Origin of the sequence: Isobaculum melis (assembly GCF_900111355.1) — a bacterium.
Taxonomy (GTDB): Bacteria; Bacillota; Bacilli; order Lactobacillales; family Carnobacteriaceae; genus Isobaculum; species Isobaculum melis.
Genome location: NZ_FOHA01000006.1, coordinates 1 through 16,079 on the forward strand (window position 1 = coordinate 1; position 16,079 = coordinate 16,079).

General features: G+C 32.9%; 17 protein-coding genes. 16 read left to right on the forward strand and 1 reads right to left on the reverse strand.

Going from position 1 to position 16,079, the window contains the following annotated elements:
• The 10 genes from essC to BMW29_RS05985 form a co-directional block, all read left to right on the forward strand.
• A partial coding sequence (gene essC / locus BMW29_RS05940; RefSeq protein WP_143047337.1) for a type VII secretion protein EssC occupies positions 1-2,315 on the forward strand: 2,315 nt, incomplete at its 5' end.
• 83 nt (positions 2,316-2,398) lie between these two features.
• Entirely contained in the window at positions 2,399-3,247 is an 849-nt protein-coding gene (locus BMW29_RS05945) for a DUF1672 family protein (protein WP_177165693.1), read from the forward strand.
• Positions 3,248-3,249: 2 nt separating this feature from the next.
• Positions 3,250-5,280 (forward strand): SA1320 family protein, encoded by a 2,031-nt coding sequence (locus tag BMW29_RS05950; protein WP_092651383.1) that lies wholly within the window; start codon positions 3,250-3,252, stop codon positions 5,278-5,280.
• Positions 5,281-5,615: 335 nt separating this feature from the next.
• Positions 5,616-6,218 (forward strand): hypothetical protein, encoded by a 603-nt coding sequence (locus tag BMW29_RS05955; protein WP_092651385.1) that lies wholly within the window; start codon positions 5,616-5,618, stop codon positions 6,216-6,218.
• Between the two features lie 12 nt (positions 6,219-6,230).
• Complete coding sequence (locus BMW29_RS05960; protein WP_092651387.1) at positions 6,231-6,626, forward strand: hypothetical protein; 396 nt, start codon at positions 6,231-6,233, stop codon at positions 6,624-6,626.
• Between the two features lie 312 nt (positions 6,627-6,938).
• Entirely contained in the window at positions 6,939-7,643 is a 705-nt protein-coding gene (locus BMW29_RS05965; RefSeq protein ID WP_092651390.1) for a DUF1672 family protein, read from the forward strand.
• A gap of 178 nt (positions 7,644-7,821) precedes the next feature.
• Positions 7,822-8,451, forward strand: coding sequence for a hypothetical protein (locus BMW29_RS05970; RefSeq protein ID WP_092651393.1), 630 nt, complete (start codon positions 7,822-7,824; stop codon positions 8,449-8,451).
• Between the two features lie 98 nt (positions 8,452-8,549).
• Positions 8,550-8,927, forward strand: a complete 378-nt coding sequence (locus BMW29_RS05975) for a hypothetical protein (RefSeq protein ID WP_092651395.1) — start codon at positions 8,550-8,552, stop codon at positions 8,925-8,927.
• Between the two features lie 130 nt (positions 8,928-9,057).
• Complete coding sequence (locus tag BMW29_RS05980; RefSeq protein WP_092651398.1) at positions 9,058-9,417, forward strand: hypothetical protein; 360 nt, start codon at positions 9,058-9,060, stop codon at positions 9,415-9,417.
• A gap of 29 nt (positions 9,418-9,446) precedes the next feature.
• Complete coding sequence (locus BMW29_RS05985) at positions 9,447-10,142, forward strand: DUF6612 family protein (protein WP_092651401.1); 696 nt, start codon at positions 9,447-9,449, stop codon at positions 10,140-10,142.
• A 63-nt stretch (positions 10,143-10,205) separates the two neighbouring features.
• On the opposite strand, the gene BMW29_RS05990 is transcribed toward BMW29_RS05985, so the two are convergent.
• Complete coding sequence (locus BMW29_RS05990) at positions 10,206-10,991, reverse strand: helix-turn-helix domain-containing protein (protein WP_092651404.1); 786 nt, start codon at positions 10,989-10,991, stop codon at positions 10,206-10,208.
• 422 nt (positions 10,992-11,413) lie between these two features.
• Between BMW29_RS05990 and rpsB the strand changes: the two genes are divergently transcribed.
• From rpsB to BMW29_RS06020, 6 genes are all read left to right on the forward strand, one after another.
• Complete coding sequence (gene rpsB / locus BMW29_RS05995) at positions 11,414-12,208, forward strand: 30S ribosomal protein S2 (protein ID WP_092651407.1); 795 nt, start codon at positions 11,414-11,416, stop codon at positions 12,206-12,208.
• Positions 12,209-12,340: 132 nt separating this feature from the next.
• The gene (tsf, locus tag BMW29_RS06000; RefSeq protein WP_092651410.1) at positions 12,341-13,225 is read left to right on the forward strand and encodes a translation elongation factor Ts; all 885 of its coding nucleotides are present in this window, start codon (positions 12,341-12,343) and stop codon (positions 13,223-13,225) included.
• 92 nt (positions 13,226-13,317) lie between these two features.
• A complete protein-coding gene (locus BMW29_RS06005) occupies positions 13,318-14,124 on the forward strand; it encodes a hypothetical protein (RefSeq protein WP_092651413.1) in 807 nt (268 codons plus the stop codon).
• A 115-nt stretch (positions 14,125-14,239) separates the two neighbouring features.
• Positions 14,240-14,962 (forward strand): UMP kinase, encoded by a 723-nt coding sequence (pyrH, locus tag BMW29_RS06010; RefSeq protein WP_092651416.1) that lies wholly within the window; start codon positions 14,240-14,242, stop codon positions 14,960-14,962.
• 1 nt (position 14,963) lies between these two features.
• A complete protein-coding gene (gene frr / locus BMW29_RS06015; protein WP_092651419.1) occupies positions 14,964-15,521 on the forward strand; it encodes a ribosome recycling factor in 558 nt (185 codons plus the stop codon).
• Positions 15,522-15,572: 51 nt separating this feature from the next.
• The gene (locus BMW29_RS06020; RefSeq protein ID WP_092651422.1) at positions 15,573-15,896 is read left to right on the forward strand and encodes a CHY zinc finger protein; all 324 of its coding nucleotides are present in this window, start codon (positions 15,573-15,575) and stop codon (positions 15,894-15,896) included.
• Positions 15,897-16,079 lie beyond the last annotated feature (183 nt).

Below are 16,079 nucleotides of genomic sequence, written 5' to 3' on the forward strand. Positions count from 1 at the left end.
CTCATTTATTAGGTAGTATTACCAACTTAGATGGTGCTCAAAGTATGCGTGCCTTAATTTCGATTAATGCCGAATTAAAGCGTCGCCAGCGCTTATTCTCAGAAAACAATGTGAATCACATTAACCAATATCAAAAGCTTTATAAAGATGGCGATGTGAGTGAACCAATGCCACATTTATTCTTGATTAGTGATGAGTTTGCGGAGTTAAAATCTGAGCAACCAGAATTTATGAAAGAGCTCGTTTCAACGGCTCGTATTGGACGTTCACTAGGTATTCACTTGATTTTAGCAACTCAAAAACCAAGTGGTGTCGTAGATGACCAAATTTGGAGTAACTCAAAGTTCAAATTGGCCTTAAAAGTAGCGGATAAATCAGATTCAATGGAAATGCTCAAAACCCCAGATGCGGCGGAAATTACCCAACCAGGACGTGCTTATTTACAAGTTGGGAACAATGAAATTTATGAGCTGTTCCAAAGTGCTTGGAGTGGGGCAGATTACCTTCCAGATCAGTCTGATCAAGAAGAAGTGGATAATACAATTTATGCGATTAATGACTTAGGTCAATATGAAATTTTAAGTGAAGATTTAAGTGGCTTATCCGATGGCAAAGAAGTCAAAACGGTGCCAACTGAATTGGATGCGGTGATTGATGGCATTCATGCGATTACTGAAGAAGCAGGGATTGCACCATTACCAAGACCATGGTTGCCACCACTTGCAGAGCGTGTGTATTTACCTGAGTTGGATACGGTAGATTATAAGGTGGCTTGGCAAGAGAAGTCGGAGCTTGAGCCAATGCTAGGGATTGCAGATATTCCAAGTATGCAGGCGCAGGAAAGCTTTAGAATTAATCTGTCGAAGGATGGGCATATTGCCTTGTATTCAAGTCCAGGTTATGGGAAGTCGACTTTCTTACAAAGTATTTTAATGGGCTTAGCAAGACAGCATAATCCAGAACGATTACACGCTTACCTGCTTGATTTTGGGACAAACGGTTTGCTTCCACTAAGAGGATTGCCTCATGTGGCGGATACGATGAATATTGATGAAGAAGAGAAGATTGGGAAGTTTATGCGTCGCATGATGACGGAAATGAAGCGTCGTAAGAAGCTGTTGAGTAATTTTGCGGTGGCGAGTCTTGAAATGTATGAGAAGGCTAGTGGTGAGGAAGAGCCACGTATTTTAGTGATGATTGATGGTTTTGAAGGATTCAAGAATGCAAAATTTGAATCAGATTTAGAATTAGTCTTCAATCAAATTGCTAGAGAAGGTGCAGGAATTGGGATGCACTTGATTGTGACCGCAGGTCGCCAAGCAAGTATGAAAGCAAATCTTCAAAGTAATATTAAGGTTCAGATTGCATTGAAAATGATTGATGATAATGAAGCGCGTGGGATTGTTGGGCGTACGACATTGTCGATTGAAGATCTGCAAGGTCGTGGGATGATTAAGTTTGATGAACCGACAATCTTCCAAAGTGCCTTACCAACGATGGGTGAGGGAACATTGGAGATTATTGAGGGGATTCAGAGAGAAGCGAGAGAGATGGATGAGGCTTGGGATGGTAAGAGACCTATAGCATTGCCAATGGCACCTGATGAGTATAGTATCTCTGACTTAATGAATTGGGATGGTATGGCAATAATCAAGGAAGAAAAACAATTACCATTGGGAATTGATTCAGAATCAGTTGAAATTGTAACTGCGGATTTTGAAAATGAAGGAAACTTGGTCATTTCTTCTCCAATAAAAGAATCATTAGAAGCTTGTGTAACAAGTGTTGTAGCACTTGTTTCATCATTAGATTACTTTACAACATGGGTAATGGATAGTAAGAAGAAAAAACTTTCTGCATTTGAAAAAACTTCAGCAAGTTATTTCAATAACACAGATAAATTTTATGATTTCTTAGATCAAATTGAAGATGAGATTGATGCAAGAAAAGAAACGGCTACAGACGAACTTGAAAAACAAGAAACACTCGTAGTTGTAATCGCCAATATTTATGAAATAATTGCTCAAGTAGATGAAAAACAAGTGACAATTTTAGAAGAGCTATATACAACTGCAAATAAATATAAAATATACTTCATTATTGGCGCTGACTTTAGTACACTAGAAAGTAAGTATGATAGTTTCACGAAAAAACTAAAGAATACCGGAATGGTTATGTTGTTAAGAAGAACTTCAGGACAAAGTGTATTTGAAGTTAATAATAAAGATTTAACTAACACAGTGATTGAAGGAAACGAAGCAAGTTTTATCATTGGTAGAATGGGAAGCAAAATGAAATTCCCACTGTTTTCATAAGTGATACGAGGAGGGAAAGCATGGGAAAAAAACGAATAATACTAGTTTTAATGTCAATCTTAATAGTTATAGGAGGATGTACAATGAATAAAAAAGATGAAGCAACAAAAGAAGAAAAGAAAAATGATAATGCAGAAATAGTAAGTGTTCAAGACTATACAGGTGAAGGATTTCATGGCGAATATAATCAAACAACAGACCGAATTGTGAAAAGAAATTATGAAGAGTTAGAATTAATAGCAAATGAATATATGCAAGAAAATTTCAAAACAGATGTAGAAATTACAAGCTATATTCCATTAGAGAATATTGCAGTTGTGTTGTTTAAGACAAAAAAAGAACCAGTAATACACTCATCATTCTATGTGATGGTTGATCATAAAGATCGTTCATTAATCCATCAGTTTAATGCGCATGAAGGAGAAGTCGAACAGTCTATAGTATCTGGATTGTATCATTATGCTTATGAAGAAGAATTTAATAAATTTAATGAGAAAATAGAAGAATTAAAAGATAAGTATCCAGTAGTAAGTTTGACAGAAGAGGCACATGAGAAAACTTATATTTCTATGTATCGAGAGAAAAATTATTATATAAGCATGTCTAGTTTGAGTGTTCCTTCAGTATTAGATTTCTATAAAGAAACAAATGAAGTTATTTCTAAAGAAGAAGTTCGAACTATGTTTGAATTAATTGAAAGTTCAGAAGAAATAAGTAAAGGAATCGTTATTCGATTATACATGAAAGAAGCTGGAACACATTCAGATAAAAAGTTACTAAATAATCTGATAGATGATATGTCTAAGTTTAGTTTTTTATTAAAAGGGAGCTATACAATCAACTTAATGTCAAATGATGTGCTGAAAAAGAGTGGCCATGGTGTAGAAAATGAAGACTTATCTATTATTTTTGAAAATAAAGAGGAGAAATAAGAATGGCAAAACAACAAATAAGTCATGAAGACCTCATTAGACTTGGTGGAGACACAGTATATAAAGAGTTGGAAATACACGAGCGAGTTGAAATAAATGGCAAAATATTTGTCATTAAGGATATTATAAGTAATCCAAAGACTGGTTTACAAGCAATTACAGTAAGTCTTGACGGTACAGATGAATATGCAGTTATCTATCAAGGGACACAACCAGGAGACGGTGGAAATGATTATTTAACAGATGCTTCTTTGCTTACTGATAAAATCCATCCACAGTTAGATGCAGCAAGTCAGTATTATAATGATATGTATAAGAAATATGGCAATATTAAATATGTTGGTGGAAACTCATTAGGTGGAGGTCTAGCCAATTATGTTACCTATAAAAATGGCTGGTCAAATGTTCATTCAGTTGTATTGAATCCTGCAATTATTCCTGAAATTGGGGATGTAGATGATCCTGAACGCTATACAAACTATTTAACACAATATGATCCCTTGACACTTGCAGAAAAAGGGATTGGATTGAAAGACCGAATACCAGGTCATATTCATGATCTTGTTTATGGTATCCCTATATTTGGAAGGCTTGTTTCAAATCATGTTGGCTATGTTAAAGATGATGATGGTAATTTAATCGGAGTAGAAATTGAAACACCAGATGGACAAAAAGTGTGGCTTAATCTTCAAGTAGATGCATTTTTACCAGTTAGTATATTTAGTGGGAATATACTTGGGAGAGGAAATGGTGAAAAAGTTGAAATTACACCTGATATTTTAGCTCTTCTTTCAAATCAAATTACTGATAAGTTACTAGAGTGGTTTAGACAAATAAGTCGAAACAACGAAACGGTTAGTATTCTGATTGGAAATGAAAAAAATAAATTTGAAATTCGTGTTGATGAATTGAAAGGTGAAGTAGAGGCTATTTTTTCAAGTGGTGGGATGAATTTTTTTGAAACATGGGCAAATGTAAAAGAGAGTTTAGGTGTAATTGGAGATGGTTTAATTGGTGGTATGGGAATACTGTCTGAAATTCCTAAATTAGCTCCAATTAAGATTCCATTTATAACGGATGTAGCTACTGTTCTCCCTTCATTGATACAACTGATAGACACGTTATCAGATTTTTTCAATGAAATTAAAACGAAGCATGTTCCAGCCTTATTTGAAGATGTAGATAGGGGTTTTAGTGATGGAGTTGTTTCTAATTTATCCAAACATCACAGAATGCTTGAAGGCAATATAAGTACATTAGACACAAAAGTAAGAAATTATGCCTCACAGATTGATGGTGTAAGAATCACAATGGTAGAAATGGATAGGGCGTTAGCAGCAGGAATTGAACCGCAAATTATTGGTATACCAACATTTACTAATACTGTTCTTAAGGAAGAAAAATATTTAGAAGGATGGAAAGCATTAAATGAAACCTTAGATAAGAATTATAAAACTTTCACAAAGAATATAGAGGGTAGGTTTGTTTCTTTACTAACACAAATAAAAGATAAGGTAGAAGGACTTTTAGATATTGCAGAAACGATTGAGTCTTCTCTAAATACAGTAGCAAATATGATAGATATTCCTTGGTTTGAGTTCGATGATAACTTGAGAGAAAATGCCAGAGAGTTTAATTCTTTTACAGTAAGACCAATTAAAAGTTCTATAGAAGGAATCATTACTGGTATAGCAGCAATGATTGCTAATTTTCCTAACTTACTTGAAAATTTCAAACCTTATGTTAAACATGCCTTGTTTATAAATTCAAATTATGAAACTGTATTGATATTGAATGAATACAATTATGGCATATTGGAATCGATTTACTTAACATTTAATGATATGCAATACCATTTACAAGAAAATAAAGCTGAGGCTATATCAAGATTAGGGAATGTGGCAATGCATATTAGTAATGATTTTGGAACAGTCCAATATCAAATGGGACAATCAACATTAACAAAACATAATCGTCCTAAAAAAGTAAATAAACATCCAGCATTTTCAGGTGCGAGACCTATTGCTACATAATAGGGAAATAAAGATGGAGTAGAAACTATTTTTGATAGTTTCTACTTTGTTTATTTAATCGTATTTTTCTATATTAGAAAAACGTATTTATATATTTAGTTGATTTAAATAAAGCTAGATCTAAGTAATGTATAGTAGCTTCATGAAAAATTTTAAAATGTTGAAATGGTTATGCTGTTAAATAAAGTGAAGTAACCTTGGTTAAAAAAATAGTAAAGAATAATATAGAATAAAATATGGTTACACCAATATTGAATGGTATGGAAAAGAAAAATTGGAGCCTTAATTTCAATAGGTAGAGGTTTTTTATTCATATATAAAGGGGATAGACAGTTATGAAAAAGAGAATATCCATACTTTTGTTAAGTATTTTACTATTAGTAGGCTGTGCAGAAACGAAAAAACAACCAGCTCAAGAAAAAGAAAGTTCTAATCAAATGGTAAAAATTGAATCAAATATTCCTAAAATAAAAGAAACTAAAAATATTGATGTTGTTAAATTATATAAGCAAACAGATAACACTTATGAGGAAAAGGAAAAAGAACTCATTGATAGCACCTTCTCTTTGTTTAATAATACTGAACAAGTTGTTTATAGGGATTCATTAACGTTTATTCCCGCTAACACTTTTTATGAAGAGGATGGGGTAGTGTATTTTTATGGTATTTTATACAATAATACGGGAAATAGCATAAAAAGTATTAAATTTGGATGTGATGTCAACATTGTGACTAACGAAACAATCATTCAATTAGAAGGAGCATTTGAATTGAAAAGTACCTATTATCCGTTTATGAATTCTGATGAGGGATTAAATGTAGTACTAGGATTTGAAAGAAGTGAAGAAAATAATTTGGATGCACTAAACTCTAACACTGTTATAGATGATATAGAAGTAAAGCTAAAAAATATTGAATTTTTTCAAATAAACAATTAAGAAGGATAGAGTATGAAAAAAATAATAGAAAACATATTGGAACAAAATCAACTAAAAGAAGAGAATCAAATATCCGTATTTAGCATAAAAAGACCATCATATGGTTTGAGATTAATGATGTCAGTTTTTGTATCATTTTTTACAAAAAACTATATTACCTGTTTTGGTGAAAAAGGAGTTTCTATACTAAGTACAAGTAGTATGGGTGGAAAACCAGATGGAGAATATGAATTTATTCCAGCAGAAGATATCGAACATATCTTCATAGAGAAGAAAGGTTTGTATTATTTGTTGTCAATTCATCAAGAAGATGATGAAGTTTTTCATTTAGAAATACCAGCTAGATATGGTACAAAAAAATGGCATAATGAGGGATTTAAAAAGTTGCAAGACCTTTATGGAATTTAATTTTTTATCATTAGAATGAGAAAGAAGAAAAATGATGACAGTGATTGAAGGAAACGAAGCAAAATCAAATTCTTACAGTTTTCAAAAATGAGATGTATTAAGAGAGGAAAATCATGAGGAGAAAACGATTAATCTTAGTTCTAATAACAATCTTAATAGTTATAGGTGGATGCGCACCAAATAAAAAAATAAGTCAAAAGGTGAAGATAAAGAAACAAATAACTCCGAAATAGTAAGTGTTCAAGACTATACGGGTGAAGGTTTTCATGGTAAATATAATCAAACAACAGATAAAATTATGAAGAGTTAGAATTGATTGCAAATGAATATATGCAACAGAATTTCAAAACAGATGTAGAAATCACAAGCTATATTCCATTAGAAAATACCGCAGTTGTTTTGTTTAAGACAAAACAAGAGCCTGTCATTCATTCATCTTTTTATGTGATGATTAATCATCAAAGCCATTCGTTGTTTCATCAGTTTAATGCGCATGAAGGTGAGATAGAGCAATCTATAGTGTCTGGATTATATCATTATGCGTATGAAGACGAATTCAATCGATTCAATGAGAAAATTGAAGAACTAAAAGATAAGTATTCAGTAGTAAGTTTGACGGAAGAGGCGCATGAGAAAACTTATATTTCTATGTATCGAGAGAAAAATTATTATATTGGAATCTCTAGCTTAGATTTGCCATCTATATTAGAGTTTTATAAAAATAAACAAACTAATATTTCTAAAGAAGAAATATTACCATTAATTAAAGAATATGAAAATAATCCTGCTGTATACAGAGGAATTGTGATTCGTTTGTATATGAAAGAAAACGAAAGTGAAGCAGATGGTAAAATATTGAATGACATGATTAATGATATGAAAAAACTCAATATTCAATTAAAAGGAAATTATTATATAAATTTAATGTCAAATAATTTAATTAAAGATAGTGGTCATGGTGTTAAAAATATAGACTTGCCAATTATTTTTGATGACTCCTTGTCGCATAGTAGATAAAATGAATATTTACAACTGACATAAAGAGATTAGAAGGAACCAAAAGGACAAATTTAGTTGATGATGGTTATTCTGAATTGAATTGGAAAAATTACTTAAATAAAGATAATTCTTACTCAAAAGAATGGGTAAGGTAGAACATTTCAAATAAATTATAAAGATCAATGAGGGAAAGTGCATGAAAAAAATAATGACACTGATGTCACTAACAGTTTTATTTTTGACAGGATGTATTGATACTTCTAATAAAAAATCAGATGAAGAAAGAGAAAGTAGAATAGAAACAGTTAAAATAGATTCAAATATGCCAAAAATAAAAGAAACTAAAACAATTAATGTCTTTAAATTGTACGAAAGAGGAAATGGTGCTTATACAGATGCTGATAAAAAAATGATTGATCACACATTTAGTACATTTAATCATACTGAGCAGATGGTTTATGAAGAGTCTTTGACTTTCTTGATAGATAAAGATTATTCTAAAGCGATATCGCTAGAACCTGAATATGCTTCTAGTGGTATTGTCTGTGTGGTTGGTCTACTATATAACGATACATCAAATCAAATTAAAAGCATAAAGTATGAAGCAAATTTAAAACTGATAATTAACGGTGACGAAGTTGTTTTAAAGAATGCTTTTGAATTAGATTCTCCATACTATTCTTATATTAATCCTAATGAAGCTATAAACATTTTTATGGAATTCGAAGCAGGAGACTATACAGAGACGCTATCTTCCATTTCAGATATTGTAGATGAAAATACTGAAGTTAATTTAAATAATATTGAATTTTATTATAAAAAATAAAAGTTCTAGTTAGGAAAAAATTAAAGATACTAAATAACAAAATCAACTAATCAGGTAGCACAGTATAAAAAATAAATAAAAAAATTAGGAGCAATAACATGAGCAGATACAATCGCAATAATAGAACCGCAACAATGTGTTATTTAATGATCATTACCCAAATAATAGCAACCCTATTGGCTCTAACACCCAATCTTGACATTCTTTTAGCAAGTAGTACAGGTCTAATTTATAGTTTTTTCTTTACCAAACTAATGCAAGCAGGAATCAACTTGTTTTTACTCTTTAGACAACAAAAATATCCAACATTAATCAAAAGTATATTAATCATATTTGCCTCTGTAGCAATTGGTACTTTTAATTCTTCTAGTCATAGTTGGAGTGCCTATTATTCATATGTAGATATGTTATTGGTTCTTTTGAGTGTCATTTTACTAGTTATCCAAATAAAATATAGTTACGCTGGGAAAAAATGAGCTATTGCCAGAAATGAATGAATTTTAGGCATTTAAAATATCATTTATCCAAAATCTTAATTCATTTCCATAAAAAATATGCTACTATAAATCAAGCACAACAAATAAAAAGACACAGGTGTACATATTCATGAAAATTACAAGAAAAACAGGCTTCGCTGGAAAGCTAGCGAAAGTAAAAGTAAAAATAGATAATCAAGTCATCGCTATTAACAATAACGAAACGCAGCAGTTTGAAGCACAAAATAAAATTGTCACATTTAAAGCTAGCCAAGCTTATTTCGGCTCACCAAAAATCCAAGTTGAGGATCCAAAAGAAATCGAAATCACGAGCAATCCAATAGCATCTTGGTTGCTAATCATTTCATTTTTCCTAGCTTTCATCTCAATACTAACAAACGCACTTATTTTTAGTTTAATCAGTTTTGTTTTCGTAGCATCCTTCATTATCTATTCAACCAAAAATTGGTTTAAATTAGAAATTAAATAAATATCTCAACAAAAAAGGAGCAAAAAAAAATGAAAAAAAGTTTACCACTCATCCTAACAGTGATTGTGCTGCTAACAGGCTGTAGCGCCCCCTTAAACAAAGATGGCGTGCTTAAAAAAATAGAAGAACACCAATCCAAAATCGACAGCTACCAACTTGAGTTGGGCATGAGTGTTGATGTCAAAGGAAACAATGGCGAAAAAGCATACTCAGAACTCAATCTTTCCGCCGACATTCAATCTAAAAAAGAAGCTTATCAAATCAACATGTCAAATGATCAAGAAGCAAAAGAAATCGTAATAAAAGATGATAAGGCCTACTTAAAAAATGGGGATGACTCTTGGGAAGAGGCTGAAAAAAAAGAAGCAAAAGCACTGATTTCTCAAACGGACTATCAGGTTTTTACTAAACTAATCAACGCTGTTTCTGATGAGCTAAAGCTAAATAAAAAAGATGCAGACTATCTTTTATCCTATGAAGGTGATAGCCAAAAGTTATTTAAATTGCTACAGAAATACTATAATGTTTCCTTCACAGGTGTGGATGTTGAAAAAGATGTGACCATTAACTTAGATGCTAAAGTAGATAAGAAAACATTCAATCTTAAAGAACTAGCAATCGTCTTAACGGCATTGAATGATAGTGGTAAGGTTGTCATTGAAATTACAATAGAGCTAGATAAATTTGGTCAAATTAAGGATATTAAAGCACCAACTAGCAAATAAATCATAAAAGAGCACTAGCTGATTGGATTTCAGTTAGTGCTCTTTTACTACTATTTTAAATAGTTATTTCATCACAAATTTACAAATCGGTAATTCTAATTCATAAGCAACTTTTTTGACCTTGCTACTAAATGACCATTTTTCTTTTAGGTTACTAAAGTAAAATGCTTGAAGTAAGTCATGATCTGCTTGAGTAATGTTACCAATCAGATATTCAACTTGTGACTTTTCAAAGAATAATTTTTCAATGGCCGTCATTTTATCATTAGAAACAGTTAAGGTAATCCCATTTTTCAAGGTATCTAAGGCATTTAAATAGTTTCCGCATTTTATTTCTGTTTTAGCTGCATGGATAAAGAATTGTGCAACATCAATATGATAAAAAAACTTTTGCTCATTTAAGAGAAGTGTACAGCAGTCATTAAAATAACTGCTAGCTTTTTGATACGCTTCGATTTCAAAATAACATTGACCAATCATTGCCATCAGATTTAACTCTGAGCTCATTGGTGGTCGTCCTGGTTTAAAGGTTCGCTGCAGCTCTTCTTCTAAAATAGCGGCATGCTCTGCAATATCCAGTTGTTCATCCTTTATAAAAATAGTTGGAAAGGCTGAATAGTTTTGCTGCTGATTGATGGCATCCATTTCAAGGGTTAAAAATTCAATTAAAGGTAAGTTTAACCGCTGTGAAATTTTGGCTAAGGCATCAATTGGAATATCTGTTTCACCATGCTCCATCTTGCTTAATTGCGATTGGGCACAGATACCATATGCTAATTCTTCCTGTGATAGTTTCTTTTCAATTCGCAAACTCTTTATCTTTCTGCCAATTTCTTTGTTTGTAATCATTGCTGCATCTCCTTGTTGTGTTGAGTTTAGTCTTTATGTATATTCACATTATAAGCTATCTTACCTAAGAAACAATATATTTTTTGAAAAATTATAATAAATTAATAATATTACAGGCTTTTTTTAATCAAATAGGGGATGTTTTTTCTGATTTAGAAAAAATAGTTTTTGTTAAACGACTTGACCATTTTCTTTTTTAGAAATATCACAAAATCAATTTTTTAAACGAAAACAAAATAATAGTAGATTGTTATTGAATTTTAAGTGAAAGTACTATATAATACTAGAGGTGTGATTTAACCGTCGCGCAAAATCCACATCCATGCTTGATTTATAAGGTGGTGCTACTTGATGGTAGTTTCTTATAAAGGTGAGAGCTGGAGAGGGAAACAAAATAAAAACCAAATTGGAGGAAACAAATCATGGCAGTAATTTCAATGAAACAATTGCTAGAAGCAGGGGTTCATTTTGGACACCAAACACGTCGTTGGAACCCAAAAATGAAGAAATATATCTTTACAGAAAGAAACGGAATCTACATTATTGACTTACAAAAAACAGTTAAAAAAGTAGACGAAGCTTACAACTTTATGAAAGAAGTAACTGAAAATGGCGGCGTTGCCCTATTTGTAGGTACTAAAAAACAAGCACAAGATGCAGTGAAAGATGAAGCTATCCGCTCTGGTCAATACTTTGTAAACCACAGATGGTTAGGTGGAACTTTAACAAACTGGGATACAATCCAAAAACGTATCAAACGCTTAAAAGAAATTAACAAAATGGAAGCTGACGGAACTTTTGAAGTATTACCTAAAAAAGAAGTTGGTATCTTAAATAAACAACGTGAACGTTTAGAAAAATTCTTAGGCGGTATCCAAGATATGCCAAGAATTCCAGATGTAATGTTTATCGTTGACCCTCGTAAAGAGCGTATCGCTGTTCAAGAGGCGCATAAATTAAATATTCCAATCGTTGGTATCGTAGATACAAACTGTGATCCAGACGAAATTGATTACGTAATTCCAGCAAACGATGACGCTATCCGCGCGGTTAAATTATTAACTGCTAAAATGGCTGATGCTGTAATCGAAAGTAATCAAGGCGAAGAAATGGCTGTTGAAGAAGCGATGGTTGAAGCTGCTGCTGCAACTGAAGAAGTAGCTGCTGAATCAATCGAAGAAATCGTTGCTGCTGTTGAAGGCGACAACGCTGAATAATTAAAGAATGAAGAGGCTGTCTCTAAGTAAAAGAGAAGTGAGTAGCGACTTTTTGCGAAGCGGCATCATTTCAATAGACTTTGAGAGAGCCTCTTTTTGAAGATTAAAAACAACTATTAGGAGGAATTTAAAATGGCAGATGTAACAGCCGCTTTAGTTAAAAAATTACGCGATATGACAGGCGTAGGTATGATGGATGCAAAACGTGCATTAGTAGAAGTTGAAGGCGATATCGATGCAGCAGTTGACCACTTAAGAGAAAAAGGGATGGCAAAAGCAGCTAAAAAAGCTGACCGTATTGCTGCTGAAGGTCTTGCAAGTGCACAAGTTGAAGGAAACGTTGCTGCAATCGTTGAAATCAACTCTGAAACTGACTTTGTATCTAAAAATGAGCAATTCCAAACACTTGTTGCTGAAATCAACCATCAAGTTGTAGAAGCAAATCCAGCTGATTTAGAAGCTGCATTAGAAGTGAAAACTGCTAATGGCAAAACAATTGCAACTGAAATTGCTGAAGCAACAACAGTTATTGGTGAAAAATTAAGCTTCCGTCGTTTTGCACGTGTTGAAAAAACAGATAACCAAGCATTTGGCGCATACCTACACATGGGTGGACGTATTGCTGTCTTAGTTCTTTTAGACGGTACAACAGATGAAGAAACTGCAAAAGACGTTGCGATGCATGTTGCTGCAATCAACCCTAAATATGTTTCTCGTGATCAAGTTTCTCAAGATGAAATCGAACATGAGAAAAAAATCTTAACAGAACAAGCATTAAACGAAGGCAAACCAGCTAACATCGTTGAAAAAATGATTGTCGGTCGTTTAAACAAATATCTTGCTGAAATTAGCTTGAATGATCAACCATTCGTTAAAAACCCAGATCAAACAGTTGCTGAATTTGTTGCATCTAAAGGTGCTACAGTGAAATCATTTGTTCGTTTTGAAGTTGGCGAAGGTATTGAAAAACGCGAAGATAACTTTGCAGATGAAGTAATGAGCCAAATGGGTAAATAATCCATTCAAATAGAAGAGCGCACCCGATTCAATTGTGGGCGCTCTTTTTTTAAAGCTATTTTTGTTACATAAAAAGGAGCCTACATATTATAATGCGAAAAATGAGACAGTATCTTTTACTTAGTTGTACCTTCCTATTAGTATTCAGTTTTATCTCAGGCTGTGGTGGAACTAAAACGAAGCAAGCAGACACAGAAAAAAATAAAGTAAGCAACAAAGAAGATTTTAAAACTGAAAAAGATGCGCTGACTTATGTTTATAATAAATATATGAATTCATTAGAAGATCATCAGCCAATTCGTTACTATTTAGAAGATCACACAATGCCAGGTGTTCTTACGCCTTATAGTGTAACGGAATTCATTTATGACCAAGATAAGAATGCCAAAAGTTTTCAAATGTCTGGTGAAATCTATTCGATTGATGGTATCGTTTATTCTAGAGAAATAGCTAAGAGTTTACAACATAACCTTTTAACCATCATTAGTGATGAATTAGTCGAAACCTCAACACCTACAGACTATTTCATTAGAAATTCAGCAATTGTCAATGAATTAAGTAGAAATATCTTAATGGGCTACTTAAAAGTGACACACACGACAGAGATTGAAGTCGAGGGGGAAAAGGATGATTTAGTGATCACACTCAAAAATATTACCTTTGAAGATGAAGCCTTCAATGAAAAAATGAAGAGTGGTACAATCGTGCTTGAAGAAATTGTGATTACAGATCAGGAAAATGATTTAACCCTTCAACTTGTAACAAAAGACTATACGAATAAAGTTGTATTGACGCCTAATTACCAAGGGAAGGTTGAAAAGCCCCAACTTTACCAAAAAGGAGATACCTTAGATTATGATATGTCAGAAATGAGAGAAATCCTGCAGAACAAGGATTAAAAATTTCTGATAAAACCGTTTTGTTTCCATTCTTTTACTGAGAAATGAAAAATTCTATGCTATAATGGATTAGATAAAATAATAAGATTTGTCAAATATCGGAGGGTAATAGATAATGGTGGATTCAAAATATAAAAGAGTGGTACTGAAAATTAGTGGCGAAGCCTTAGCAGGAGATGAAGGATTTGGAATTAAACCTCCTACAATCCATGAAATCGCAAAAGAAATTAAAGAAGTGCATGATTTAGGAATTGAAATTGCCATTGTTGTTGGCGGTGGAAATATCTGGCGTGGACAAGTTGGCGAACAAATGGGCATGGAGCGCGCACAAGCAGATTATATTGGCATGCTAGCAACGGTTATGAATGCTTTAGCCTTACAAGATAATCTTGAAAATATTGGTGTTCCAACTCGTGTGCAAACCTCTATTGAAATGCGTCAAATTGCTGAGCCTTATATTCGTAGAAAAGCAGAGCGTCATCTTGAAAAAGGACGTGTGGTCATTTTTGCCGGAGGTACAGGAAATCCTTACTTCTCAACTGATACAACGGCAGCTTTACGTGCAGCTGAGATTTCAGCTGATGTCATTTTAATGGCAAAAAATAATGTGGATGGTGTTTATTCTGCTGATCCAAAAACCAATGAAACAGCAACTAAATTTGAACAATTAACCCATCTTGAAATTATTAATAAAGGCTTACAAGTAATGGATACAACTGCAAGTTCATTAAGTATGGATAATGATATTCCATTAGTTGTCTTTAATTTAAATCAACCAGGTAATATTAAACGCGTCGTTTTAGGCGAAAACATTGGAACAACCGTAAGGGGGAAATAAGATGTCTCAAGAGATTTTAACAACAGCAAAAGAAAAAATGGGTAAGGCGGAAGCTGCTTTACAAAGAGAACTAGGTAGTATTCGTGCGGGTCGTGCCAATGCTAGCTTACTTGACCGTATTCAAGTTGAGTATTATGGTACAGCAACACCTTTAAATCAAATTGCGCAAATCACAGTGCCGGAAGCACGTGTTTTAATGATTTCACCATTTGATAAAACCAGTTTACAAGATATTGAACGTGCAATTATGATGAGTGATATTGGCATTAGCCCAACAAATGATGGGACAGTGATTCGTCTAGTGATCCCACAATTAACAGAAGAGCGTCGTAAAGAGCTAGCAAAAGTCGTTCGTAAAGAAGCTGAAAACGGAAAAGTAGCTGTTCGTAATATTCGTCGTGATGCGATTGATGAATTGAAGAAATTAGAAAAAAGTAAAGATATTTCAGAAGATGAGTTACGTGGCTTAGAAGCAGATGTGCAAAAATTAACAGATGCAAGTATCAAAAACATGGATGCTATTTCAGCTGAAAAAGAAAAAGAATTATTAGAAGTTTAATCAAAGACATCATCATTCTTAAAATAGTTTTTAAGCAGAGGAGCTGGCAAGATGACGCAAATATTTGGTTTAACAATCGATTCATTTGGTCGCTGTGTGCACTATCACTCTGCTGTCGATATTGTGGCAAATAAGTGCTATTCATGTAAAAAGTATTATGCTTGTTTTAGCTGTCATAATGAGCTAGAAAACCATTCATTTGAGCCTTGGCCAATTGAAAAAAAGACAATGGATAAAGTTGTACTTTGTGGTGCTTGTCAGCATGAAATGACTTATTTTGATTATCAAAGCAGTGAAAAATGTCGCCAATGCCAACAACCTTTTAATCTGAATTGTATGAAGCATCACGCGATTTATTTTAGTGAAAAAAACTAAAAGTTTCTGTATTGATACCACATTTTTAAGACAATGAATCAAGCAGTTTAAGGGATTTCTCTTAAGCTGCTTTTTATGTTTAATTTAGAAACGAAGCTCCTTTTAAGTAATCCCTTAATTTTTCTTTAAGAAAAGCTAGATTTACATAAAAAAAACGCCTTTTTTCTCATTTTCCATATCCAT

Excerpts from the sequence above, each read along its gene's own strand:
- BMW29_RS05945 (WP_177165693.1), top strand. The coding sequence starts at position 2,399 with ATGAATAAAAAAGATGAAGCAACAAAAGAAGAAAAGAAAAATGATAAT.
- BMW29_RS05950 (WP_092651383.1), top strand. The coding sequence starts at position 3,250 with ATGGCAAAACAACAAATAAGTCATGAAGACCTCATTAGACTTGGTGGA.
- BMW29_RS05955 (WP_092651385.1), top strand. The coding sequence starts at position 5,616 with ATGAAAAAGAGAATATCCATACTTTTGTTAAGTATTTTACTATTAGTA.
- BMW29_RS05960 (WP_092651387.1), top strand. The coding sequence starts at position 6,231 with ATGAAAAAAATAATAGAAAACATATTGGAACAAAATCAACTAAAAGAA.
- BMW29_RS05970 (WP_092651393.1), top strand. The coding sequence starts at position 7,822 with ATGAAAAAAATAATGACACTGATGTCACTAACAGTTTTATTTTTGACA.
- BMW29_RS05975 (WP_092651395.1), top strand. The coding sequence starts at position 8,550 with ATGAGCAGATACAATCGCAATAATAGAACCGCAACAATGTGTTATTTA.
- BMW29_RS05980 (WP_092651398.1), top strand. The coding sequence starts at position 9,058 with ATGAAAATTACAAGAAAAACAGGCTTCGCTGGAAAGCTAGCGAAAGTA.
- BMW29_RS05985 (WP_092651401.1), top strand. The coding sequence starts at position 9,447 with ATGAAAAAAAGTTTACCACTCATCCTAACAGTGATTGTGCTGCTAACA.
- BMW29_RS05990 (WP_092651404.1), bottom strand. The coding sequence starts at position 10,991 with ATGATTACAAACAAAGAAATTGGCAGAAAGATAAAGAGTTTGCGAATT.
- rpsB (WP_092651407.1), top strand. The coding sequence starts at position 11,414 with ATGGCAGTAATTTCAATGAAACAATTGCTAGAAGCAGGGGTTCATTTT.
- tsf (WP_092651410.1), top strand. The coding sequence starts at position 12,341 with ATGGCAGATGTAACAGCCGCTTTAGTTAAAAAATTACGCGATATGACA.
- BMW29_RS06005 (WP_092651413.1), top strand. The coding sequence starts at position 13,318 with ATGCGAAAAATGAGACAGTATCTTTTACTTAGTTGTACCTTCCTATTA.
- pyrH (WP_092651416.1), top strand. The coding sequence starts at position 14,240 with ATGGTGGATTCAAAATATAAAAGAGTGGTACTGAAAATTAGTGGCGAA.
- frr (WP_092651419.1), top strand. The coding sequence starts at position 14,964 with ATGTCTCAAGAGATTTTAACAACAGCAAAAGAAAAAATGGGTAAGGCG.
- BMW29_RS06020 (WP_092651422.1), top strand. The coding sequence starts at position 15,573 with ATGACGCAAATATTTGGTTTAACAATCGATTCATTTGGTCGCTGTGTG.